Below are 22,632 nucleotides of genomic sequence, written 5' to 3' on the forward strand. Positions count from 1 at the left end.
CCGGAGAGCGCCTCAGCGTCTCCCGGGACGTCGATCAGCCAGCGCTGCGTGCTCGGCGGCGCGCGGCCAGCTCGTCGTCCGCGCTCGGCTCCGAGACCACGTCCATGCCGTCGTCCGCGCGCTCGGTGGGCAGTTGGGCGAGCGTGCCCTCCACCTCCCGCCACACACGGCCGACGGCGATGCCGAAGACTCCCTGGCCGCCTTGCACGAGGTCGATGACCTCGTCCGCGGAGGTGCACTCGTAGACGCTGGCGCCGTCCGACATGAGCGTGATCTGGGCGAGGTCGTCGACACCGCGCTCGCGCAGGTGGCTGACGGCCGTGCGGATCTGCTGCAGCGAGACGCCAGTGTCGAGGAGCCGCTTGACGACCTTGAGCACCAGGATGTCGCGGAAGCTGTACAGCCGCTGCGTGCCCGACCCGGTGGCCGGGCGGATGGTCGGCTCGACCAGGCCGGTACGCGCCCAGTAGTCGAGTTGGCGGTAGGTGATGCCGGCGGCACGACACGCCGTGGGACCTCGGTAGCCGGTGGTGGTGTCGAGGTCGGGGAGCTCGTCCCCGAACAGCAGGCCCTGGGCCCGCTGGGGAACGCCGCCAGCAGCCTCCACGCTGTCACCGGTGCCGCTCACGGGTCCTCCACTCATTGCGTCATCCGCCGTGTCGGCGCCCTGCACGCTAGGCGCGACCTGGGCTTCGGATGTCCTTCGGTCACGCTAGGCCTGGGGCCCCGGGTCGTCAACGACGTCGCCCGGCGCGCCGCCCGGGAGTGTCGTCTCGGCGAGTCTCACCTTCGACCTGAGATCGAAAGTCCTGGTCACCGGCCCTCCGCGCCCGGCTCCGGACCCGTGTCGAAGTCCTCCGGAGTCACCTGCTCGAGGAACTCGCGGAACTTCTCGACCTCTTGCTCGGCGGGGCCGTTCTGCGCCTCGACGCCGGCGATCGCCACCACCTCGGCGGAGCACAGCACCGGGCACCCCACCCGTACCGCGACGGCGATGGCGTCGGACGCTCGGGAGTCCACCCGGCCGCCCGATCCCAGGACCAGCGCCGCGTGGAACACCCCGTGCTCCAGGCTGGTGATCTCCACCCGCCGCAGGGTCGCGCCCACTGCGGTGATGACATCGCACAGCAGGTCGTGCGTCATCGGCCTGCGAGGCACGATGCCCGCCTGCGCGGAGGCGATCGCGCTGCCCTCGCTGGGGCCGATCACGATGGGCACGAAGAGCTCAGAGGCTGGGTCCAGCAGCAGCACGACGATCTCCTCGTCGACCATGTGCTGCCGCACCCCGACCACCTCGACCGGAACCAGCTCTTCGTCCTCGCCCACGTGACCACGCTACGACGGGCGCGCGCGCTCGGCTTCGCGAGAATGCCGCCGTGTGACGGCTGCGGAGTACGTCGAGGTCAGGGCGTCAACTCGGACACGGCGGCACGCACCAGAGCCGTGTGCAGCTGGGTGCACAGCTCCCCGACCTCCGCCGCCAGCGTGCCCGCGCGCGCTCGCGAGGACGCCGCCTGACGCCCTCTCCACGGCGCGACGACCTGCTCGACGAGGTCCGCCTGCCGATCGGCGGCGGCGCGGAACGCCCGCAGGTGCCGCGAGTCGATGCCGTGCTCGCGAAGCGCGACGGCCAGCACGACCACATCGCGGGCCCAGGCGTCGAAGTGCCCCGAGGCCGTGGGCCGGAGCACTCCGGTGCCGACCAACTCGGTGACGACCTCGACATCGACCCCCGCCTCGCGAGCCAACGACTCCGAGGTCAGACGGGCTCCCGTCACGGCGGTCTGCCGCACACCGTCACGCGTCGCGAGCTGCGCCCGCGAGGGGGGCTCGTCCTCCGCGCCGGAGTCCAGCGACGCGAGCTGCTCGCCGATCACCTTGAGGGGGACGTACCGGTCCCTCTGCTGGCGCAGCACGTACCGCAGCCGCTCGATATCAGCCGGGCTGTACTGGCGGTAGCCGGCCGGCGTGCGCACAGGCTGCACCAGGCCCTGCTCCTCGAGGAACCGCAGCTTCGAGTTCGTCACCGCCGGGAACTCGATCTGCAACGCGGCCAGCACGTCTGAGATGCGCATCGTCGCCCGGCGCGAGATGCCGCGCGGCCAGGGCTCGACGCGCTCGGCCGCACCGCCCTGGTGCGCCGACTCGTCCTCCAACGGCTCCTCGACGGCCTGTCGCGCCGTCGCCTGAGCACTCCCGCCCGTCACGCCTCGTGCTGAGCGGCCCGCCTCTGTCACAGCGGGTGGACGGCCGGCTCGCCGCCCGTGGCTCGCGCGGGGCTCGGGTGGAACGTCATCCGGTACTTGCCGATCTGCACCTCGTCACCGGGCCGCAGCGCTGTCGCGTCGATCCGGTTGCGGTTGACGTACGTGCCGTTCAACGAGCCGATGTCCCGCACCACGAAGTCGTCGCCCTCACGCACGAACTCCGCGTGCTTGCGCGAGACGGTCACGTCGTCGAGGAAGATGTCCGCGTCAGGGCTGCGCCCGGCGACGGTGCGCTCCGCGTCCAGGAGGAACCTGGCGCCCACGCTCGGCCCACGCTGCATGATGAGCAGGGCCGAGGTCGGCGGGAGCGCGTACACCGCGGCGCGCGCGTCGCCGCTCATCCCGGCCGGCGCCACGATCTCCAGCTCGGTCGAGTCGATGCTCGAGAAGACCGTGGTGTCAGACGCCGACGGGGCGCGCTCCGGACGTCCGTGCTCGTGCTGGGCGCTCCGCTGCTGCTCCGGTAGCTGCCGATCGTCGCTCATGCCGCCTCCCGGGCCTGCTGTGACTGCGACCCGCCTTCGAGGTCACGATGTGTCACCAGCCTATGCGGATGCGCGCCGATGTTGTAGCACCGCGCCGTCGATGCGTCGGCCTGTCGCTCAACTCGTCTGTGCTGGCTGCGGCGTCGCGAACCGCGGGGCGGCGGGCTCGCGGGTAGCCGTGACCTCGACCCGGTCCTCGAGCGTGACCACCGCCTTCGCCCCGGTGTTGCGGATCATGGCCAGGGCGCCGCCGTGCATGTCGAGCGCCGTCGCCATCGTCTGCGGGCTCCCGATCACCGCCCATTGGTACGGCGGGCGGACCAGTGCGCCGTCGACGACGAGGCCGCCGTCGCCAGGCGCGAAGTAACTCGAGGCGGTCAGCCGCCTGTCGTTGAGCTGGATCGCCTCCGCCCCGGCGTTGCGGAGCTCCTCGAGCATGTTGACCATGTGCTCGTACCCGACCGCGACGGCCGGGTCGGTCAGGTTGACGGTGATCCCCGGGCCCACCGCGGGCAGTCGCCCGGTGAGGATGCCCTGCATCTCGGCGCTGCGGGTCGCCGCGTCGAGCGCCGCCTGGCGGCTGTCCGTGCCGGACTCGAGCTCCGCCCGCGTGCGCTCCAGCTCGGCGATCTCCCGCTGCAGGTCGTCGCCTTGGCGCGTGGTCTGGTCGAGGATCCCGACGAGCTCCGACTGCCGCAGGCTCGCGAGCCCGTCGTCGCGGGTCTGCCGGAGCTGGGCGACGACCGCGAAGCCGAGCAGCGCGCACAGCAGCGCGGTGAGGATCTGGGAGCGGGTGGCGCGAGGTCGCATCAGCCCGCGCAGCGTTGTCCACCCGCCGCTCCCCGCAGGCGCCGGCTCCTCGTCGTGGTCCGACGACGGCTCGGCGTCCGCGGTGGCCGGCCGCGCCGGCACGGACTCTGCCACGGGCTCTGCTGGCACAGGCTCTGCTGGCACAGGCTCAGTTGGCACGGGCTCAGATGCAGGTCGGGCGTCTGGCCGGGTAGCGGGCTGCGCTCCGGTACGCGTCTCCGGCTCGGCCAGCAGGGCGGGCTCCGCGGCGGACGCTTCTGGCGTCACTGTCTCGGGGGCAGGCATGGCCGCGTCGCCACCGGCGTCACGGGCGCTCATGCCTTGAACAGGTGCCGGCGAATCGAGGCGGCGTTGGAGAAGATCCGGATGCCGAGCACGACGACCACTCCGGTGGACAGCTGGGCGCCGACCCCGAGCTGGTCGCCGAGGAACACGATCAGCGCCGCGACGACGACGTTGGACAGGAACGAGACCAGGAACACACGGTCGTCGAAGATGCCGTCCAGCATCGCGCGCAGGCCGCCGAAGAGGGCGTCCAGCGCCGCGACGACCGCGATCGGGAGGTAGGGCTGGAGGAACAACGGCACGACAGGCTGCACCAGCAGCCCAGCGACGACACCGACCACCAGGCCGATCACTGCGATCACGTGCGACCACTCCTCCCATTCGCCGTCGGCGACGACCCTGCCACATGTCCATTGGTGATCAGCGACGTTCCGGGCGGCACGGTGGCGGACCGGAGTGCCGCCCGGGTGGCCGCGGGCAGGCGGACCTCCGGCTGAGAGCTCACATCGACGTCGATGTCGTACCGGCGAAGGTCGGTCATCCAGAACCCCGACGCCGATCGCGCCAGGCCGGTCTGCAGTCCCTGCGGGTCGCCGACAGCCTCGACCACGTACGGCCCGATGATCGGGACCAGGTCGACCAGGATGGCTCGCCCGGCGCTCCGGATCGAGGTTGTCGCGCTCAGCCGCTGGCCGTTGACGGCGACGGCCTCCGCACCCGCCTGCCACAGCCCGTTCACCACGATCTGGAGGTCCCTGTCCTGCAGGCTGGCGAGCGGGTCTGCCTGCCCGCCGTCGTCAGGCGGCGGGTCGGTGAACGTGATCCGTATCCCTGGCCCCACGACGCCGACGGCGCCTGACGCGATCGCGTCGTCCTCGAGCTGCCCGACGAGACGCGAGTCGCTCGCCGCCAACGCCGACGCGTGCAGCTGGTCGATCTCCGCGCCGAGGGCGTGGGCGTGCTCGCGGAGCAGGTCGACATCAGCCGTCCGGTCCCGGATCTGCTCCTCGAGGAGATCGCGTGCGGCTATCCCGGACGGCTCCGGCGCCCGCAGCGACATGGCCGCCGCGGTGGTGCCGAGCCCGAGGCCCATCGCGCACAGGAGGACGACGGCGACCCGCCGCGCTGCGGGGGGCGGCGCCCCGTGCAGCGCCTTGCGCTCGGCGGCGAGGCGGTAGCCGGGATCCAAGGGCTTGCGGATGACCTCGTTCAGGAGCGTCATCGACGCGTCGAGCGCGGGGCCGCGCTGGGCGCCCCGCTCCCCAACGCCGCCAGGCCCCTCGCTGTCCAGACCGGCCCCCGGCCGGTTGCCCTGGCTCACACGGGGGCCGAGGAGCGCGGGGACTCGACGTCGGCGGCGAGGACCTGCTTCGCCTGCACCACGTACAGGCCGCCCGCGAACCAGTACAGCCCGACTCCCCACCAGGCGAACGCCCAGCCCAGCACGAGGGCCACCGACCCGACGGGGTCAGGCCACTCGGCGAGCAGGAGCAGCGGGAAGGCGTAGAGCAGCGCGAAGGTGCCCGCCTTGCCGGCCAGATGGACAGGCAGCGGGCCGTAGCCCCGTCGAGCCAGCACCCCGAGCAGCCCGAGCAGCAGGAGGTCGCGGAGCACCAGCACCAGGACGAGCCACCAGGGCACGACCTCGCGCCAGGCGAGCCCGAGCAGCGTCACCAGGATGAAGAGACGATCGGCGGCGGGGTCGAGCATCTGCCCGAGCCGTGAGACCTGTCCGAGTCGCCGTGCGAGGACGCCGTCGAGCCAGTCGCTCGCGCCGGAGACCGCGAGGACGATCAGCGCCCACCCGTCCTCGCCCACGCCGATGAGCACGGCGAAGACCGGCACCAGCAGGAGCCGCGCGAGGCTGATGACATTCGGGACCGTGAGCACGCGGTCTGAGACGGCGGAACTCTCCGTCACGTCCTCCCCTGTCGTCGACACACGTTGAGCCTTGATCTTAAGCGTCGCGGGAGGATGCGAAGCCCTCACCGCGCGGGCTGGGCGGTCGCGACGTACGGTCGAACGTCAGGTGAAACGCATGTCGCACGGTGAAAGGTGGGTCGAGATGGGTATCGACGACAAGGCCAAGCACGCCGCCGAGGACCTCACGGGCAAGGGCAAGGAGGCGACCGGCAAGGCGACCGGCGACGAGCAGCTCGAGTCCGAGGGTCGTGGCGACCAGGTCAAGGCCGACCTGAAGAAGGCTGGCGAGAAGATCAAGGACGCGTTCAAGCACTGATCGCCCGCGCGCGGGTGTGGTTCGCTGAGGCGGTGTCCCACAGCAACGACCCTGAGGTCATCCGCCGTCTGCTGGCCACGCCCGGCCGGTGGGCCGTGGTGGGGCTGTCCACGAACCGCGCCCGCGCCGCATGGGGCGTGTCCGCCTATCTGCGCGAGACGCTGGGGCACGAGGTGGTGCCCGTGCATCCGCGCGCCGAGACGGTCGCCGGCGTAGCCGGTCGTAGGAGTCTGGCGGCAGTCCCAGGCCCGATCGACGTCGTCGACGTCTTCGTCAATTCCACGCGCGCGGGCGCCGTGGTCGACGACGCCATCCGGGCGGGCGCCGGCGCGGTGTGGCTGCAGTTGGGCGTGGTCGACGAGGCTGCCGCGCAGCGGGCCGCGGACGCCGGCCTCGACGTCGTGATGAACGCGTGCCCCGCGATCGAGGGGCGGCGGCTGGGAATCATGTGAGGCCGCGGGCCTGCCCGTGTGTGCAGCGTCACCCCCCATGGCCGCTCCGGCTCCGGTAGACTCAGTTCGAACCTGGAGTTCGTCGCGCCTCCCTCGTGCCTGTGTACCGGCGTCACCGCCGTGGATGTGTTCGGGACTGCGACCTTCGGGACGGCCCCCCTGGCCGGCCCGCACGCGACTCCCAAGCAATCCGAACGGTGCCATTCACATATGACGTCCTTGCCTTCTGCTGCGCTGCCCGTGACCGAGTCGACGGAGGCGGCAGACGCCGCCGTCACCTTCGCGGACCTCGGCCTCCCCGCCTCGCTTGAGCGCGCTGTGGCCGATCTGGGCTTCACGATCCCGTCCGCCATCCAGGCCGAGGCCATCCCCGCGCTCCTCTCGGGTCGTGACATCACCGGTGTCGCCCAGACCGGCACCGGCAAGACGGCCGCGTTCGGCCTGCCGCTGCTCGCCGCTGTCGACCCGGAGCTGCGCGAGGTCCAGGCCCTGGTCCTGACACCGACGCGCGAGCTCGCGATGCAGGTCGCCGAGGCCATCGAGACCTTCGCCAAGCACCTGCCGGGCGTCGAGGTCGTCGCCGTCTACGGCGGTTCCCCGTTCCTGCCGCAGCAGCGGGCGCTGGCCCGCGGTGCGCAGATCGTGGTCGGCACCCCCGGTCGCGTGATCGACCACCTCGAGCGCCGCACGCTGCGCCCCGACAACGTTCGCTTCCTCGTGCTCGACGAGGCCGACGAGATGCTCCGCATGGGCTTCGCCGAGGACGTCGACAAGATCTTCAACACGACGCCCACCAGCCGCCAGGTCGCGCTGTTCTCCGCGACTATGCCCCCGGCGATCCGCCGCGTGGCCGGCCAGCACCTGAACAACCCGGTCGAGGTCGCGGTGTCGCGCCAGTCGTCGACCGTCACCAGCGTGAACCAGACCTACGCCGTGGTGCCGTACCGCCACAAGGCCGGCGCGCTGGCCCGCGTGCTCGCTGTGTCCGACGCGGACGCGGCGATCGTGTTCGTCCGCACCCGTGGCGCGGCCGAGGAGGTCGGCAGCGCGCTGATCGAGCGTGGCATCTCTGCCGCGTACATCTCGGGCGACGTCGCCCAGGGCGAGCGCGAGAAGATCGTCGAGCGCCTTCGCAGCGGAGCCCTCAACGTCCTGGTCGCGACGGACGTCGCGGCCCGCGGCCTCGACGTCGACCGCATCGGCCTGGTCGTGAACTTCGACGCGCCGAGCGAGCCCGAGGCCTACGTGCACCGCATCGGCCGCACGGGCCGCGCGGGCCGGTCCGGCGAGGCCCTGACGTTCGTCACGCCGAGCGAGCAGCACAGGCTCCGCGCGATCGAGCGCACCACCCGCCAGAAGCTCGAGGAGATCTCGATCCCCTCCCCCGCCGACGTCTCGGCGCACCGCGTGCAGCGACTGCTGCGCGATGTCGCCACCCGGACCGAGGCCGGTCGTCTCGACCTGTACCGCACCGCTGTGACGACGTTCCTCGCCGAGAACCCGTCGATCGAGCCGGCCGAGCTCGCCGCCGTCATGGCCGCCCTGGCCGTCGGCGACACGGGCCCCACGGCCCGCCCGACCCACGGCGACGACATGGACGACGCGCTGAGCCGCGCGTCCCTGTCCGACCGCGGCGACCGCCACGAGCGCTCGGCACGCCCGTCCTCGGACGGCCCGCGTCGGGCCACGCACCGCGCCGAGGGCGCCGCCCTGCGCTACCGGATCGCGGTGGGCCACACGCACGGCGCGCAGGCTGGGGCGATCGTCGGCGCCCTCACCAACGAGGGAGGCCTCACGGGCAAGGAACTGGGCAAGATCGACATCTTCCCCAGCTTCTCGCTCGTGGAGATCCCCGCCGGCCTGAGCCCTGAGGCGTTCGACCGCATCGGCCGCGCCCGGGTCGCTGGCCGCCCGCTGCGCATCCGGGTCGACGAGGGCCCCGGGCCCCGCGCCGGGCAGGGCGCCTCACGTCCGGCGGGACACCGCCCCGACCCGCGTGGCGAGCGCTCCGACTCCCGCGACCGTCGCCCGCGCTACCCCGCGGCGCGCTGACCCGCGGCGGCTCCTGGCGACAGGATCCGCACCAGCATCACCGCGCGCAGGCGCTCGGCCCCGCTCATCGCAGGGCCGAGCGCCTGCGCGTCTCTGGTTGGGACTGGGCGCGCAGCAGCGCGATGTCCGCCTCGCGCAGCGCGTCATCCGCGTCGTGGTACCGCTGCACGCTGGCCAGCACCCCCGTGGCCAGATCGACGCCGAGGTCGATCTGCAGGCGGGCCAGCAGCTCGTCCATGCGGATCGGGTCGCCGCCCGGGCCGACGTCGTCCATGAGCACCGCGAACTCGTCCTGGCCCAGCCTCGCGGCGGTGTCGCCCTCCCGCAGCGCCCGGCGCAGACGTCGGACCACCTCGTTGCGCGCGGGAGCGTCGTCACCGGGCTCCTCGCCCCGAGGAGCGCTCCCCGTCTCGAGCCGGAGCAGCACAACCGAGCAGTCGTAGTCCTCGGAGCGCCTGGCGCGCCTGATCGCCGCTCCGAGCCGTTCCAGGAACAGCATGCGGTTGGCCAGCCCGGTCTCCGGGTCGCGCAGCGCGTTTCGCCGCAGGGCGAGCTCCTGCTCCTTGCGCTCCGTCATGTCGACGAGGGCGCCGACGAGCCGGGCGGGGCAGCCCGCGTCGTCGAGGACGGTCACAGCGCGGCACATCATCCACCGGTAGTCACCGGTCGCGGTCCTCACCCGGTGCTCGAGCTCGAGCGGCGCCCGGGCGCCCCCGAGCTGGGCCGCGATGGCCGCGGACAACTCGTCCCGGTCGTCGGGGTGGACCCGCTCCAACCACTCGGTGGGCGAGACGCTGATGTCCTCCTCCTGGTAGCCCAGCACCTGCTTCCACCGTGGGGAGTAGTACACCGTCCCCGCGGACACGTCCCAGTCCCAGGTGCCGTCCTGCGCCGCCATCGAGGCGAGCGCGTACCGCTCCTCACTAGCCCGGACCTTGTCCGCCAGCGCCCGCTCCCGGGCGGCCGCCTGCTCGAGGGCCCGGCGCTGCTCCCGGAGCGAGCCGAGCAACCGCTCCTGGTCGAGAGCCACCGCGAGCAGGGCCGCCCAGTGGTTGTACTTGTCCCGCGCGCTGGTCATGCGCGCCTCCACGACCCCGTCGATCGCCAGCAGTCCCCAGTCGCTCCCCGCGAACGTCACCGGCACCACGAACGTCAGGTCGCTCCCGCCGACGCTCCCAGAGCGGGTCAAGGCCGGCGGCGGGAACTGGCTCGCGGGCATGCGCGTGCCGATCAGCCGGGTGAGGGTGCCGCTGGTGTCGTAGACGCCGACGATCTCGACCTCGCGATCGCCCGGTGCCCGCTCGCGCCCGACCCACAATCCGAGGCAGGCGGGCCCGCGCACAGCCCGGGGCAGCCAGGTCAGCGCGCGAGGGCTCGCCCCCTTGCCGCGCAGCAGGTCCATGTCAACCTCGTACTGATCGGCGATGACCCGCTCGAGGTGGCCGCTGCGGGCCAGCAACGGCCGCACGCAGCCCTTCGTCAACGCCAGCAGCAGCTCCGTGGCGACCCGGCGGACCACGTCCCCGTGCGGGGACCCGCCGGGCAGCCCGTCGAGTGTCTCCGCCTCGAGGTCGCGCACGACCCCGACCAGCTGCTCGAGGGCCTCGGGGTGGGGCTGCAGCGCGGACGACAGGTCCGCGAGCCGGGTGAGCGTCTGCGGCGGCGGCGCCGCGCCCCGCTCGGCCGCTGCCAGCAAGGGGTCCAGCACGCCGTGGCACCACGCCGCCCGGGCGTCGTCGGTGGGCCGGCGGCCATTCCCAGTGACGGGCGATCCGCCGAACGCCACGTCGGACAGCAGGCGCAGGCGGCTCCGGGCCGGGCTGGCGCCGAGCGGGGAGCCCGCCTGTTCGAGGGGCGCCACCGCCGCGGTCGCCCCGCACCCGCACGACTCCCGCGTGAGCAGCGTGGCGGGCGAGCGGTGCGCCCCTGGCTCCACCTCCTCGCCGCGCATCCGCGCGAGGAGCAGCGACACCGCGAGCTCGCCCAGGCGGTCGTTGTGCGGGTCCACGGTGGAGAGGCGGGGTGACAGGCGCGCCCCGCTCTCCGTGTGGTCGAACCCGACCACGGCCTGGTCCCGCGGCAGGACGAGCCCGCCCGAGCGCAAGGCGCGGGAGAAGCCGATCGCGTTACGGTCCGTCGCCGCGAAGGTCGCCGTGGTGGGCGCGCCGGCTGCGAGGAACCGCGCAGCCGCGTCGGCGCCCCCTTGCTCGTGGTTGTCGACGGTGTCGAAGAACCACTCCGGCCGGGGCTCGATCCCGTGCTCGGACAGAGTGGCGCGGTACGCCGCGTACCTCTCCCGCAGGTCACGCTGCGTGATGTTCCCGACGAAGCCGATCGCCGTGTGCCCGTGCTCGATCAGATGGCTCACCGCGGCGCGCACCCCTCCGGCGTTGTCGGGGACCACCACCGGGACGGGCATGGACGTCTCGTCCTCGCTGATGAGGACGAGCGGCCTGCCCCAGTCCTGGACCGACTCGAGTCGGTCGTGGCGCACCGCCTTCGCGATCACCACGATCCCGTCGACGGCGCCGAGCGCGACGGGCACCTCGAGGAGCGGCTCGTCCGGGTACCGCTCGCGGTCGAGCCCGGCCGGGTACGTCTGCACGGCGACGACTCGGTGCCCGGAGGCGCGAGCCGCGCGTGCCACGCCCGCGATGAGCCCGCCGAAGTAGAAGCCCCCCACTACCGGCGACAGCACTCCGATCGTCCGCCGTGCGCTGAGCGGTACATGACCGCGCCGGATGGTGGCCACCATTGCCCACACCTCGCCTACGTCGTCGGAGCCGAGTCGGTGCATTCGCGCGCACCGGGCGACACACTAGGTGATCATGGACATACCCGCAGCAGACGGATCAGGTTCTCTCACCCGCCGACCGACCATCTCGGATGTCGCCAAAGCCGCCGGCGTCTCGATCGCCGTGGTGTCCTACGCGCTCAACGGCAGGCCGGGGGTCTCGGCGGCCACCCGCGAACGCGTGTTGAGGGTGGCCGACGAGTTCGGCTGGCGCCCGAGCGCGGCGGCCCGGTCGATGCGGACCGGGCCCCGGGCCGTCGGCCTGGTGCTGGGTCGTGGGGCGGACGCGACGGCCCACGCAACGTCGTTCCTCGACTTCGTGACCGCGACACAGGACGTTGTGGCCGCCCGCGGGCTCGCCCTCGTGCTCCAGATCGTGGGCTCGGTCGACGAGGCCGTGGCCACGTACCGCACCTGGTGGGCCGAGCGGCGGTTCGACGTGATGATCGTCGCCGACCCGTTGACCCGCGATCCCCGTGTCGAGGCGTTGGCCCGCATGCGCGCTCCCGCGGTGGTGCTCGGGCCGCCCGAGGTGGCGCAGGGCCTGGCGACCGTGTGGCTCGACGACCGGGAGGCGTTCACCCGGGTCGGCACCTACCTGCTCGAGCTGGGGCATCGGGAGGTGGCTCTGGTGACAGGGCCCGCGGCGTCGCACCGCACCCAGGTCCGGCTCGACTCGCTGACGGCGGCGTTGGGCAGGGCGGGAGGCACGGTGGCGCACGAGCCGACGAACGCGACGGCCGAGGAGGCCGCGGCTGCCACCCGCAGGCTGCTCACCTCCCCGCTCCCCCCGTCGGCGATCGTGTACGACTCGGACCAGATGGCGGTCGCCGCCCTGGACGTGGCCCGCCGGACCGGCCTCGAGGTCCCGTGGGACCTGTCGGTCCTGGCGGGCAGCGACTCCGCGCTGTGCCGGCTCGCTACGCCGTCGATCACCACGCTCCCGGCCCCGCTGAGCGCGTTGGGCACGGCGGTGGGCGAGGCTGTGCTGGCCGTGCTCGACGGGGACCACGATGCGAGTCGCATGGTTCCGATGGGTGGAATCGCCGTCCGGGGTAGCACCGGCCCCCGGGCCCGATAACCCGTCGGCACGCGGTTTCCCGGCACATCCGCCAGCTCCGACGCCGGTCACGATCAGGTAACGGCGAGTTGCCTAAAGGATTCACGCCGTGCCGGGGCCAGACGCCGCCGTGCCACGTTCCGGGTAGTCGCCGTGGACTGATCGCCGGCGACTGTCGCCTCGGCGGATCGACCAGGGCGGCGTGCCGATCCCACCGGAGGACCGCGTGTCCAAGATCTCCACGAGGCTGAGAGTCACCGCCGCAGCAGCGACGGCGACGGCTCTGGTCGCCCTGCCACTGACGTTGATGTCGACGGGGGCCAGCGCCGCGCCCACCCACGTCGACAACCCGTACGCCGGCGCGACGCAGTACGTGAACCCCACCTGGTCGGCCGCCGTCGAGGCGTCTGCCGCCAGCGCCGGGGACCCGACTCTCGCCGCGAAGATGCGCGCGATCAAGAACGAGCCCACCGCGGTCTGGATGGACCGGATCAGCGCGATCACCGGCAACGCCGACGGCAACGGGCTGAAGTTCCATCTGGACGAGGCCCTCAAGCAGCGGCAGGGCAGCACGCCCCTCGTGTTCAACCTGGTCATCTACGACTTGCCCGGCCGGGACTGCTACGCCCTCGCGTCCAACGGGGAGCTGCCGGCCACCGACGCCGGCATGGCCCGATACAAGACCGAGTACATCGACCCGATCGCCGCGCTGCTCAGCGACCCCAAGTACCAGGACATCCGGATCTCGGCGACGATCGAGCCCGACTCGCTGCCGAACCTCATCACCAACACCTCAGAGCCCGCCTGCCAGCAAGCCGCCCCGTACTACCGCGAGGGCGTGAAGTACGCGCTCGACAAGCTGCACGCCATCCCGAACGTCTACACCTACATCGACGCCGCCCACAGCGGCTGGCTCGGCTGGCCGTCCAACGCCGCGCCCGCCGCGAAGCTGTTCGCTGACGTCGCCCGCAGCACCGTCGCGGGGCTCGCCTCGGTGGACGGCTTCGTCACGAACACCGCGAACACCACGCCGCTCGTCGAGCCCTTCTTGACGAACCCGACGCTCCAGGTCGGCGGCAACCCCGTGAAGTCGGCCTCGTTCTACGAGTGGAACGACGACTTCGACGAGATCGACTGGACCGCCCACCTGCACTCGCTGCTCGTGGCGGAGGGCTTCCCGGCCAGCACCGGCATGCTGATCGACACCTCGCGCAACGGCTGGGGCGGATCCGCGCGTCCCACGGCCGCGTCGACCAGCACCACGCTCAACACCTATGTCGACCAGTCCCGCATCGACAAGCGCGTGCACCGTGGCGCGTGGTGCAACCCGCTGGGCGCCGGCATCGGCGAGCGGCCCCAGGCCACGCCGTCGGGCTACGCGAGCTCGCACCTCGACGCGTTCGTCTGGATCAAGCCCCCGGGCGAGTCGGACGGCGCCTCGTCGGAGATCCCCAACGACCAGGGCAAGCGGTTCGACCGGATGTGCGACCCGACGTTCGTCGCGTCCAAGCTGTCCAACCAGCTGACCGGGGCCACGCCGAACGCGCCCCTGGCCGGCCAGTGGTTCGACGCGCAGTTCCGGACCCTCGTCGAGAACGCCTACCCGGTGATCTCCACGAACGGCACGACGCCGCCGCCCACCACGCCCCCGCCGACGACGCCGCCGCCGACCACGCCCCCGCCCACGACTCCGCCGCCCACCACGCCCCCGCCGACGACGCCGCCGCCGACCACGCCCCCGCCTGCCGGGGCCTGCGCGGTCACCTACACGGCGAACAGCTGGAACACGGGCTTCACGGGCTCGGTGCGGGTCACCAACACGGGAAGCTCGGCGCTCAGCGCATGGAGCCTGACCTTCTCGTTCCCCTCGGGCCAGCAGGTCACGCAGGGGTGGAGCGCCACCTGGTCGCAGTCCGGCTCGGTTGTGACCGCGTCCAACGCGGCCTGGAACGGCTCGCTGGCTCCGAACGCCAGCGTGGAGATCGGCTTCAACGGCACCCACTCGGGGACCAACACGGCGCCGACCGCGTTCTCGCTCAACGGGCAGGCCTGCTCGGTGAGGTGACCGCCACCTGACCGGTGGCCCTCGTCCGGACGGGCGGGGGCCACCGGCTCATCACCGCACGGCCAGGGCCAGCGTCCCCGGCCTGTCCACCCAGGCGTCGGCCCGTGCCCGCCTGCCCCCCCAGCACAGGTGCGGGGAGCGCGACCACCCGCTCCCCGCACCTGTCTCCACGTCGACCAGGCGCCGCCCCGGTGGGCGTCAGGCGACCGCGGCCCGCAGGGCGTCGAGGAAGTCGTCCACGTCCTGCGGGGTCGTGTCGAACGCGCACATCCAGCGCACCTCGCCGGTGGCGGGGTTCCAGTCGTAGAACCGGCGGTACTCGCGCAGCCGGTCGGCGGCGCCAGGCGGCAGCACGGCGAAGACCGCGTTCGACTGCGTGGGCTGCGTGATCCGCACCCCGGCGACGGCACGCGCGCCCTCGCTCAGGCGGGCAGCCATCGCGTTGGCGTGCGAGGCCGATCGCTGCCACAGGTCCCCGTCGAACAGGGCCACCAGCTGCGCCGAGACGAAGCGCATCTTCGAGGCGAGCTGCATGTCGAGCTTGCGCAGGTAGTCGATGCCCGTGACGGCCTCGGGATCGAGGACGACGACGGCCTCCCCCATCATCAGCCCGTTCTTGGTGCCGCCAAGCGACAGCACGTCGACCCCGACGTCCGTGGTCAACGCCCGCAGGGGGACGCCGAGGGAGGCGGCCGCGTTGGCCAGCCGCGAGCCGTCGAGGTGCAGGCGCATCCCCAGGCTGTGCGCCTGGTCGGCCAGGTCGCGGATCTCCTGCGGGGTGTACACCGTGCCGAGCTCGGTGGCTTGGGTGATCGACACCACGCCGGGCTGGGCGCGGTGCGTGTCGCCCCAGCCCCAGGCCTGCCGGGCGACGAGCTCGGGGGTGAGCTTGCCGTCGGGCGACGGCGTGGTCAGCAGCTTGAGTCCGCCAACGCGCTCGGGGGCGCCGTTCTCATCGGTGTTGATGTGCGCGCTGTCCGCGCACACCACCGCTCCCCACCGCGGGAGCATCGACTGCAGAGACAGCACATTCGCCCCGGTCCCGTTGAACACCGGGTAGCCGAGGGCAGCGGACCCGAACTGACGTCGCAGGACGTCCTGGAGTCGCGCGGTCCATTCGTCGTCGCCGTAAGCCACCTGGTGCCCGCCGTTGGCCTCGGCCAGGAGGTCCATCACCTCGGGGTGGACACCCGCGTAGTTGTCGGAGGCGAAGTCGCGTCGGGCGGTGTCGTGGGTCGCTGTCACCGGGTCATTGTGCCGGAGACGCGTGGGCGATGGGCTCAGGCCCGGCCCTCGGGGGCCGGTGGCGCCGCCAGCTCTGCCGAGGCGCGCGCCCGTGCCTCGGCCTCCGCGGCGCGGCACTCCGCGCAGGTGCCGACCAACTCGATCGTGTGCTCGACGTCGGCGAAGTCGTGCGACGCGGCGACCTGGTCGGCCCAGGCCTCGGTGCCCGGCCCGTCGATCTCGACCGCGCGCCCGCAGTGCCGGCAGACGAGGTGGTGATGGTGGCTGCGGCGCTCGCACCGGCGGTAGACCGCCTCGCCGTCCGGCGACCGGAGGACGTCGACCTCGCCGCTCTCGCTCAGCGTCTGCACCGCGCGGTACACGGTGGCCAGGCCCACGCTCGAACCGCGCGCCCGAAGCAGCTCATGAAGCTGCTGCGCGCTGCGGAACTCGTCGAGCCCGTCGAGCAGTGCGATCACCTCGGCGCGCTGCCGCGTGTTGCGCTGCACCACCGTCATCAGACCTCCGCTTGACTGCCACCGCTCGACGCGCCCTCGCACGTGCCCGGCCAGTCTAGGCGACCCTTCCGCGGCGCCACGGCCTGGCTGCCAGACGTGAGGAAGCCCCCCACCGCGACTGCGGCGAGGGGCTTCGTCAGAGTGCTGCTGCCTTACTTGGCGGCCACGGCGCGCTTGAGGGCGCTGCCCGCCGTCAGCTTCACGCGGAAGCCGGCGGGGATCTCGAGCTTCTCACCCGTCTGCGGGTTGATGCCCGTGCGCGCGGCACGGTCGGCGCGCGACACCGCGAGCAGGCCGGGGATGGTGACGCTCTCGCCGGCGGCAAGCTGCTCGACCAGGACCTCCTGGAAGGCCTTGAGCGCCGCGTCGGCGGCGGTGTTGGTCAGGCCGGCCTTGGCGGCGATGGCCTGGACGAGCTCGGTGCGGTTGACGCTCACGGGGATTGTGCTCCTTGTCGGTCGGGACGTGCGTGCCCGGGTGAGTGCCCCGGGCGACGGCGGAGACGGAAGGTAGAGAGTCCCGGACGGGCTCATCGACGCGTGTCCACCGCGGACGACCCTAACGGCCGTGGCGGTGTGCTCGCTGCCACGGCACGCCTGATCCTGCTCACACTCGGGCGGAGAGCCTGTCCAGCAGCTCGTCGAGCGGCCACGCGTCGATGACCCGATCCGCGTCCAGTCCGTGCGTGGCGGCGCGGTCGCACCCCGCGATCTGCCAGTCGAGTTGTCCGGGAGCGTGGGCGTCGGAGTCGATGGTGAACAGGCAGCCGAGCTCGATCGCCTGCTCGAACAGGGCGTGCGGCGGGTCGAGCCGGTCAGGGCGGCAGTTGACCTCGACCGCCACGCCGTTCTCCGCGCACGCGGACAGCACGGCCTCGGCGTCGAACTCGCTCGCCGGGCGCTGCCGCCGGCCGGTGAGCTGGCGGCCCGTGAGGTGCCCGAGCACGTCCACGTGCGGGTTGCCGACCGCGGCGACCATCCTCCGTGTCATGGCCGCCCGGTCCATCCGCAGCTTGGAGTGCACCGAGGCGACCACCACGTCGAGCCTCGCGAGGAGTTCTGGGTCCTGGTCGAGCGAACCGTCGTCGAGGATGTCGACCTCGATCCCGGTGAGCACCCGGAACGGGGCGACCGCGCGGTTGAGCGCGGCGATCTGGTCGAGCTGGGCCCGCAGCCGCGCCGCGGACAGCCCGTTGGCCACCGTCAGGCGTGGCGAGTGGTCGGTGACCGCCATGTACTCATGCCCGATCTCGATCGCCGCGAGCACCATCTCCTGTATCGGTGACCCGCCGTCGCTGGCGTCGGTGTGAGTGTGCAGGTCGCCGCGCAGTCGCGCCCGCAGCGCGTCGCCCGGCCGAGGCTCACGACTGGCGGCGTCCTCCGCCTCGAGCCGTTCGAGGTACTCCACCGGCTCCCCGCGCGCCGCGGCCACCGCGATCGACGCCGTGCGGTCCCCGATCCCGGGCAGGTCGGTGAGCGAGTTCCCGTCGAGCCGAGCCTGCAACTCGTCGGCGTCCATCCGCTCGATGGCTCGTGCCGCGTGCCGGAACGCGTCGCTGCGGTAGGCGCTGGCCTGCGCCCGCTCGAGCAAGAAGGCAACGCGGCGGAGGGCGGCGACGGCGTCGGCCTGCGACGCGACCGCCTGCTTCGATCCCATCGCAGGTCAGGATGCCCGGCGCTTGGCGCGCCGCGCTGTGCTGGAGGAGGCGCCGTCTCCCTCGTCCTGCTTCGCCGAACTGCGGGACGCGGCGGGCTTGCCGGAGGCGGCCGCCTTCTTCCGCCCGCTGCCCCCACCGCGTCCTCCCCCGCGGGCCGGCGCTGCGCCCTCCGTGCCCGTGGCGCGCTCCTCGGCGGCCGTGTCCCCATCGGCGGAGGCCCCGGCGGACGTCTTCGCGCGACTGCCCCTCTTGGCCGTCGCGCGCTCCTTCGGCTCGGCGCCGGAGCCGCGGCCGCGGGACGTCCCCGCGGCCTGCTTCTCGGGACGCCCGCCCCGGGCCTTCTCGACGCTGCGCTGCAAGGCGGCGAGCAGGTCGACCACCTCGGCGCCGTCGGAGTCCCGACGCCCAGCGCCCTCGACCTCGGGGACGCCCTGCGTGCTGCCAGCCGCGACCTTCGCCTCGATGAGGCTCTCGAGCGCGCCCTCGTACGAGTCCTCGAACCCGGAGGGGTCGAAGTCCGCGGCGAGGGACTCCACGAGGGAGGACGCCATCGCGAGCTCCTGGGGCCTGACCTGCACGTCCCCCTCGAGCACGGGGAAGTCGGCGGCCCGCACCTCGTCCGGCCACAGGAGCGTCTGCAGGCAGATCACGTCGTCACGCACCCGCAGCACAGCCATCGACTCGCGCTGCCGCAGGGCGACCTTGACCACCGCCATCCGCTCCGTGGTCGCCAGCGCCTCGCGCAGCAGCGCGTACGGCTTCACCGCGGTCCGCTCAGGCTCGAGGTAGTACGTCTTGGCCAGCAAGATCGGGTCGACCTGCTCCTGGGGGACGAACTCGACGACCTCGATCTCCCGCTCGGTGGCGAGCGGCAGCTGGGCTAAATCCTCGTCGGTGAGAATCACCAGCTCGCCGTCGGCCGTCTCGTAACCCTTGGCGATGTCCGTCATCTCCACCGACTCGCCGCACACGCTGCAGGTCTTGCGGTACCGGATGCGCCCACCGTCGGCGCGGTGCACCTGGTGCAGTGGAACCTGGTGCTCGCCGGTGGCGGCGTACAGCTTGACGGGGACGTTGACCAGCCCGAAGGCCACCGCGCCCTTCCAGATCGCGCGCACCGACGACCACCTCCCACTCAGCCCGCCGGGCGATCGCGCGGAGGAGGGCCCGAACGCGCGACGTCCCGGGTCATCTGGGCAGGATGGACCCGTGCAGCCCATGCTCGCCACCGGAGCGGACCCCAGCGCCGGACTCCCGTCCGGTCCCGAGTGGGCCTTCGAGGTCAAGTGGGACGGCGTGCGCGCGCTCGCGGACACCACCCGCGGGACGCTGCGGCTGCTCAGCCGCACGGAGCGGGACATCACCGTCGCCTACCCGGAGCTCGCGTCCCTGGCCTCCGTCCAAGGCGCCGTCCTGGACGGGGAAGTGGTCGCCATGTCCGGCGGCGTGCCGTCCTTCGAGGCGCTCGCGGAGCGCATGCACGTGCGCGATCCCGCCCGCGCCGAGCGCCTCGCCCACGAGCTCCCCGTCTCCTACCTCGTGTTCGACGTCCTGAGCCTGTACGGCGTCGACGTCACCCGACGGTCCTTCGACGAGCGCCGCGCCACGCTGGAGCGGATCACGCTGCCCCCGCCCGCGCAGCTCTCCCCCGTGTACGACGACGGCGACGAGCTCTGGCAGGTCACCCGGGAGCACGGCCTCGAAGGAGTCGTCGCCAAACGCCGGGCGTCCGTCTACCAGCCCGGCCGCCGGTCCCGCGACTGGGTCAAGGCCGCCCACCGCACCACCCGCACGGCCCTCGTCGCAGGCTGGCGGCCGCCGACCGCCGGCGCCGGGGTCATCGGGGCGGTGCTGCTCGCCGCCCCCGACGAGGAGGGCCGGCTGCGGTACCTGGGCCGGGCAGGCAGCGGCATCGCCGGGCCGCTCGAGCGGCAGCTCGCCCACCTGCTCGGGCCGCTGCGCCAGGCCGCCAGCCCTCTCGACGACGCCGTCCCGCCGGTCGACGCGCGGGGCACGGTGTGGTGCGATCCGGTGGTGGGCGTCGACGTCGCGTACCTGCACCGCACCGCCGCGGGCCGGCTGCGCCACCCCGTCGTCCGCGGAGTGCGCGACGACACCGGCATCGACCCCTGGGAGGACCTGTGAGCCCCGCAGACGACGTGCAAACCGTCGACGTCGACGGCCAGCGGGTGCGGCTGACGCACCTGGACCGTGTCATGTACCCGTCAGTCCAGATGACGAAGGCCGAGGTGATCCAGTACGTCACGCAGGTCGCGCCCGCGCTGCTCGGCCAGCTGCGCGACCGGCCGGTCACGAGGATCCGCTTCCCCGAGGGCGTCGACGGCGAGCGGTTCTTCGAGAAGAACATCCCCGCGGGCGCCCCGGAGTGGGTCCGCCGGCAGACGCTGCCCGCCGCCCCCGGCACGGACGACGAGGGCAAGGACCTCACCTACCCCTTCCTCGACGACCTGGCCGGGCTCGTCTGGGCCGCCAACCAGGGCGCCCTCGAGCTCCACACCCCGCAGTGGCAGGTCGGCCCCCGCGGCGGGATACGCCCGCCCGACCGCCTCGTCATCGACCTCGACCCCGGCCCGCCCGCCGGACTCGACGAGTGCGCCCGGGTGGCCCACATCGTCGCCGACCGACTCGCTGAGGACGGGCTGACCACTGTTCCCGTCACCTCCGGCAGCAAGGGCATGCAGCTGTACGCCCCGCTGCCGGGCCGGCGCGGAGCGATGGAGGTGCGGGAGTACGCCAAGGCGCTCGCGCACGAGCTCGCGTCTGCCCACCCCCGCCTGATCGTGGCCCTGATGCGCAAGGACATCCGCGGCGGCAAGGTGCTCCTGGACTGGTCGCAGAACCACCCGTCGAAGACCACGATCACCCCCTACTCACTGCGGGGCAGGGAGTTGCCGGCCGTCGCCGCTCCGCGCCGCTGGGAGGAGATCGAGCCCGGCCTGGCCCAGCTCGGCCCCGACGAGGTCGTGCGCCGTCTGGCGGAGGACGGCGACCCGCTGGCGCCCTGAGCGGCCAGATCGCACGCGCCGCCGCATCGGCGCTGGCATGCTCGCCCTATGTTCGAGATCCTCGCCGGGACGGGCCTCGCCACCGCGGCGGGCCTCAACGCCTACGTGCCGCTGCTCGTGCTCGGCGCGTTGGCCCGCTGGACCGACCTGATCAGCACGCCCTCCGGTTGGGAGTGGCTCACCGACGGCTGGGTCCTCACCGCGCTGGGCGCCCTGCTCCTGCTGGAGGTCGTCGCGGACAAGATCCCCGGCGTGGACCACGTCAACGACGTGGTGCAGACGATCGTGCGACCTGGCGCCGGCGGCATCGCCTTCGGCGCCGGCATGGGCACCCAAGATGTCGTCGTCACCGACCCAGGTGGGTTCGTGGCCTCCGGGCAGTGGGTCCCGGTGGCCGTGGGGATCGCCCTGGCGCTCGCGGTCCATGCCGCGAAGGCGCTTGCACGGCCGTTGGTCAACGCGGCGACGTTCGGGCTGGGCGCCCCGCTGCTCAGCGCCGCCGAGGACGCGGCCAGCGTCACGCTCTCGCTGGCCGCGCTGCTAGCGCCGCTGCTGGTCGTGGGCCTGATCGCGACAGGCGTCCTGGCCTGGTGGCGCTGGCGCCGCTCCCGGGCCTCGGCAGCCCAGGGCGAGCCGCCAGCGGATGCGCCTTCCGCGAAGGTGCGGCAGCGTGGGGGCCGCACGGTCCCGCCACCCGCGGTGGCCGAGAACGCGAAGGAAGGATCCACATGATGGCCCGCTCCGACCTGCCCAAGTACACCGTCCCCGGCCTCACCCCCGAGGAGGGCGCCGCCACGGCCGCGATCTTGCAGGATCGGCTGAACTCTCTGAACGACCTGGCGTTGACGCTCAAGCACATCCACTGGAACGTCGTCGGCCCCCAGTTCATCGCGGTGCACGAGATGCTCGACCCGCAGGTGGACGCGGTGCGGGAGATGGTCGACGAGACGGCTGAGCGGATCGCCACGCTCGGGGTCGCGCCCGAGGGCACGCCCGGGTTCATCGTCAAGAACCGCACGTGGGACGACTACGCGATCGGTCGCGCTGGGGCGATCGATCACCTGGGCGCCCTCGACGAGGTGTACGACGGCGTTATCTCCTCGCACCGCACGGCCATGGAGGAGACGGAGAAGCTCGACGACGTGACGAACGACCTGATCGTCGGCCAGCTTCGCCAGCTCGAGTTGTTCCAGTGGTTCGTCCGCGCCCACCTGGAATCGGCGGGCGGCCGTCTCAGCACACAGGGCGCCGAGACGGAGAAGCAGGCGGCCAGCAAGGCGGGGGCCGCCGCGAAGCGCTGACCTCGCACAGTCGGAGGGCCCGGCCGCTCCCCTTTCGGGGGCGGCCGGGCCCTTTCTCGTGTGCTGGCACCTTGGGCCGTGGAGCGCGGCGGAGGCGGCACGGGCACGAGCCGGCGCCGCGCCCGGCGTCACAGGCGCTCGGGGTCGTCCCACTCGTCGTTGCTCGAGATCGACTCGTCATCCGGTCGGAGCTCGACCGCGCGCAGGGATCGGGGGGCTCCGGCGGGGTCGCCACCCGAGCGGGCGTCCTCTGCGTGGACCTCGTCCTCTGACGGGCGGCGGACGGCGATCCGCTCGGCTGCCGGGTCGGACGTGAGGTTCCTCTGGTCGCGCGTCATGCTGAGGTTCTACCCCGTGCGCCTGGGCGTCGCATCCCGGCGCGGGGCGCTGCGGGCCT

Annotated in this window: 24 protein-coding genes; 9 read left to right on the plus strand and 15 right to left on the minus strand. The window is 72.9% G+C overall.

What is annotated here, in order from left to right; translation table 11 throughout:
- Positions 1-34: 34 nt before the first annotated feature.
- From NP064_RS08330 to clsA, 8 genes are all read right to left on the minus strand, one after another.
- Positions 35-628, minus strand: a complete 594-nt coding sequence (locus NP064_RS08330; RefSeq protein ID WP_284439661.1) for a MerR family transcriptional regulator — start codon at positions 626-628, stop codon at positions 35-37.
- A gap of 185 nt (positions 629-813) precedes the next feature.
- The gene (locus tag NP064_RS08335) at positions 814-1,326 is read right to left on the minus strand and encodes a bifunctional nuclease family protein (protein WP_227569170.1); all 513 of its coding nucleotides are present in this window, start codon (positions 1,324-1,326) and stop codon (positions 814-816) included.
- Positions 1,327-1,403: 77 nt separating this feature from the next.
- Positions 1,404-2,207: a transcriptional regulator FtsR gene (ftsR, locus tag NP064_RS08340; RefSeq protein WP_227569171.1), complete on the minus strand. Its 804-nt coding sequence runs from the start codon at positions 2,205-2,207 to the stop codon at positions 1,404-1,406.
- Positions 2,208-2,233: 26 nt separating this feature from the next.
- The gene (locus NP064_RS08345; RefSeq protein ID WP_227569172.1) at positions 2,234-2,752 is read right to left on the minus strand and encodes an FHA domain-containing protein; all 519 of its coding nucleotides are present in this window, start codon (positions 2,750-2,752) and stop codon (positions 2,234-2,236) included.
- 117 nt (positions 2,753-2,869) lie between these two features.
- Complete coding sequence (locus NP064_RS08350; RefSeq protein WP_227569173.1) at positions 2,870-3,676, minus strand: DUF881 domain-containing protein; 807 nt, start codon at positions 3,674-3,676, stop codon at positions 2,870-2,872.
- Positions 3,677-3,876: 200 nt separating this feature from the next.
- Positions 3,877-4,209: a small basic family protein gene (locus tag NP064_RS08355; RefSeq protein WP_227569174.1), complete on the minus strand. Its 333-nt coding sequence runs from the start codon at positions 4,207-4,209 to the stop codon at positions 3,877-3,879.
- Positions 4,206-5,069, minus strand: a complete 864-nt coding sequence (locus NP064_RS08360) for a DUF881 domain-containing protein (RefSeq protein ID WP_227569175.1) — start codon at positions 5,067-5,069, stop codon at positions 4,206-4,208. Before NP064_RS08360 ends, NP064_RS08355 begins: the two co-directional genes overlap by 4 nt.
- Before the next feature lie 95 nt (positions 5,070-5,164).
- On the minus strand, positions 5,165-5,788 hold the full coding sequence (gene clsA, locus NP064_RS08365) for a cardiolipin synthase ClsA (RefSeq protein ID WP_227569177.1): 624 nt from the start codon (positions 5,786-5,788) through the stop codon (positions 5,165-5,167).
- Positions 5,789-5,912: 124 nt separating this feature from the next.
- Between clsA and NP064_RS08370 the strand changes: the two genes are divergently transcribed.
- The 3 genes from NP064_RS08370 to NP064_RS08380 all read left to right on the plus strand — a co-directional run bounded on the left by NP064_RS08370 (position 5,913) and on the right by NP064_RS08380 (position 8,590).
- Positions 5,913-6,086, plus strand: a complete 174-nt coding sequence (locus NP064_RS08370) for a CsbD family protein (RefSeq protein WP_227569178.1) — start codon at positions 5,913-5,915, stop codon at positions 6,084-6,086.
- Positions 6,087-6,118: 32 nt separating this feature from the next.
- On the plus strand, positions 6,119-6,538 hold the full coding sequence (locus tag NP064_RS08375) for a CoA-binding protein (protein ID WP_227569179.1): 420 nt from the start codon (positions 6,119-6,121) through the stop codon (positions 6,536-6,538).
- 210 nt (positions 6,539-6,748) lie between these two features.
- On the plus strand, positions 6,749-8,590 hold the full coding sequence (locus NP064_RS08380) for a DEAD/DEAH box helicase (RefSeq protein ID WP_227569180.1): 1,842 nt from the start codon (positions 6,749-6,751) through the stop codon (positions 8,588-8,590).
- Positions 8,591-8,654: 64 nt separating this feature from the next.
- Here NP064_RS08380 and NP064_RS08385 read toward each other — a convergent pair whose 3' ends face one another.
- The gene (locus NP064_RS08385; RefSeq protein WP_256813514.1) at positions 8,655-11,345 is read right to left on the minus strand and encodes a substrate-binding domain-containing protein; all 2,691 of its coding nucleotides are present in this window, start codon (positions 11,343-11,345) and stop codon (positions 8,655-8,657) included.
- 73 nt (positions 11,346-11,418) lie between these two features.
- On the opposite strand from NP064_RS08385, the gene NP064_RS08390 reads away from it, so the two are divergent.
- Positions 11,419-12,465: a LacI family DNA-binding transcriptional regulator gene (locus NP064_RS08390; protein ID WP_227569198.1), complete on the plus strand. Its 1,047-nt coding sequence runs from the start codon at positions 11,419-11,421 to the stop codon at positions 12,463-12,465.
- Between the two features lie 286 nt (positions 12,466-12,751).
- Positions 12,752-14,509 carry a glycoside hydrolase family 6 protein gene (locus tag NP064_RS08395; RefSeq protein WP_227569199.1) on the plus strand — a complete coding sequence of 586 codons (1,758 nt, stop codon included), beginning with the start codon at positions 12,752-12,754 and terminating at the stop codon, positions 14,507-14,509.
- 198 nt (positions 14,510-14,707) lie between these two features.
- Here the strand turns inward: NP064_RS08395 and NP064_RS08400 are convergent, their stop codons facing one another.
- The 5 genes from NP064_RS08400 to ku form a co-directional block, all read right to left on the minus strand.
- Positions 14,708-15,754, minus strand: a complete 1,047-nt coding sequence (locus tag NP064_RS08400; RefSeq protein WP_227569200.1) for a threonine aldolase family protein — start codon at positions 15,752-15,754, stop codon at positions 14,708-14,710.
- A gap of 35 nt (positions 15,755-15,789) precedes the next feature.
- The gene (locus NP064_RS08405; RefSeq protein ID WP_227569201.1) at positions 15,790-16,251 is read right to left on the minus strand and encodes a Fur family transcriptional regulator; all 462 of its coding nucleotides are present in this window, start codon (positions 16,249-16,251) and stop codon (positions 15,790-15,792) included.
- Between the two features lie 152 nt (positions 16,252-16,403).
- On the minus strand, positions 16,404-16,688 hold the full coding sequence (locus NP064_RS08410) for an HU family DNA-binding protein (RefSeq protein WP_066588874.1): 285 nt from the start codon (positions 16,686-16,688) through the stop codon (positions 16,404-16,406).
- A gap of 169 nt (positions 16,689-16,857) precedes the next feature.
- Positions 16,858-17,907 carry a PHP domain-containing protein gene (locus NP064_RS08415; RefSeq protein ID WP_227569202.1) on the minus strand — a complete coding sequence of 350 codons (1,050 nt, stop codon included), beginning with the start codon at positions 17,905-17,907 and terminating at the stop codon, positions 16,858-16,860.
- Positions 17,908-17,913: 6 nt separating this feature from the next.
- On the minus strand, positions 17,914-19,026 hold the full coding sequence (gene ku, locus NP064_RS08420) for a non-homologous end joining protein Ku (protein WP_227569203.1): 1,113 nt from the start codon (positions 19,024-19,026) through the stop codon (positions 17,914-17,916).
- Between the two features lie 100 nt (positions 19,027-19,126).
- On the opposite strand from ku, the gene NP064_RS08425 reads away from it, so the two are divergent.
- The 4 genes from NP064_RS08425 to NP064_RS08440 are packed head-to-tail and all read left to right on the plus strand — an operon-like array spanning position 19,127 to position 22,235.
- The gene (locus tag NP064_RS08425) at positions 19,127-20,053 is read left to right on the plus strand and encodes an ATP-dependent DNA ligase (protein ID WP_227569400.1); all 927 of its coding nucleotides are present in this window, start codon (positions 19,127-19,129) and stop codon (positions 20,051-20,053) included.
- Positions 20,050-20,934, plus strand: a complete 885-nt coding sequence (gene ligD / locus NP064_RS08430) for a non-homologous end-joining DNA ligase (protein ID WP_227569204.1) — start codon at positions 20,050-20,052, stop codon at positions 20,932-20,934. The genes NP064_RS08425 and ligD overlap by 4 nt, the downstream gene beginning before the upstream one ends.
- 48 nt (positions 20,935-20,982) lie before the next feature.
- A complete protein-coding gene (locus tag NP064_RS08435; RefSeq protein WP_227569205.1) occupies positions 20,983-21,666 on the plus strand; it encodes a DUF4126 domain-containing protein in 684 nt (227 codons plus the stop codon).
- Positions 21,666-22,235: a Dps family protein gene (locus NP064_RS08440; RefSeq protein ID WP_227569206.1), complete on the plus strand. Its 570-nt coding sequence runs from the start codon at positions 21,666-21,668 to the stop codon at positions 22,233-22,235. The genes NP064_RS08435 and NP064_RS08440 overlap by 1 nt, the downstream gene beginning before the upstream one ends.
- 128 nt (positions 22,236-22,363) lie before the next feature.
- Here the strand turns inward: NP064_RS08440 and NP064_RS08445 are convergent, their stop codons facing one another.
- Positions 22,364-22,573 (minus strand): hypothetical protein, encoded by a 210-nt coding sequence (locus NP064_RS08445; RefSeq protein WP_227569207.1) that lies wholly within the window; start codon positions 22,571-22,573, stop codon positions 22,364-22,366.
- Positions 22,574-22,632: the final 59 nt, after the last annotated feature.

This window comes from Cellulomonas chengniuliangii, assembly GCF_024508335.1.
GTDB lineage: Bacteria > Actinomycetota > Actinomycetes > Actinomycetales > Cellulomonadaceae > Cellulomonas_A > Cellulomonas_A chengniuliangii.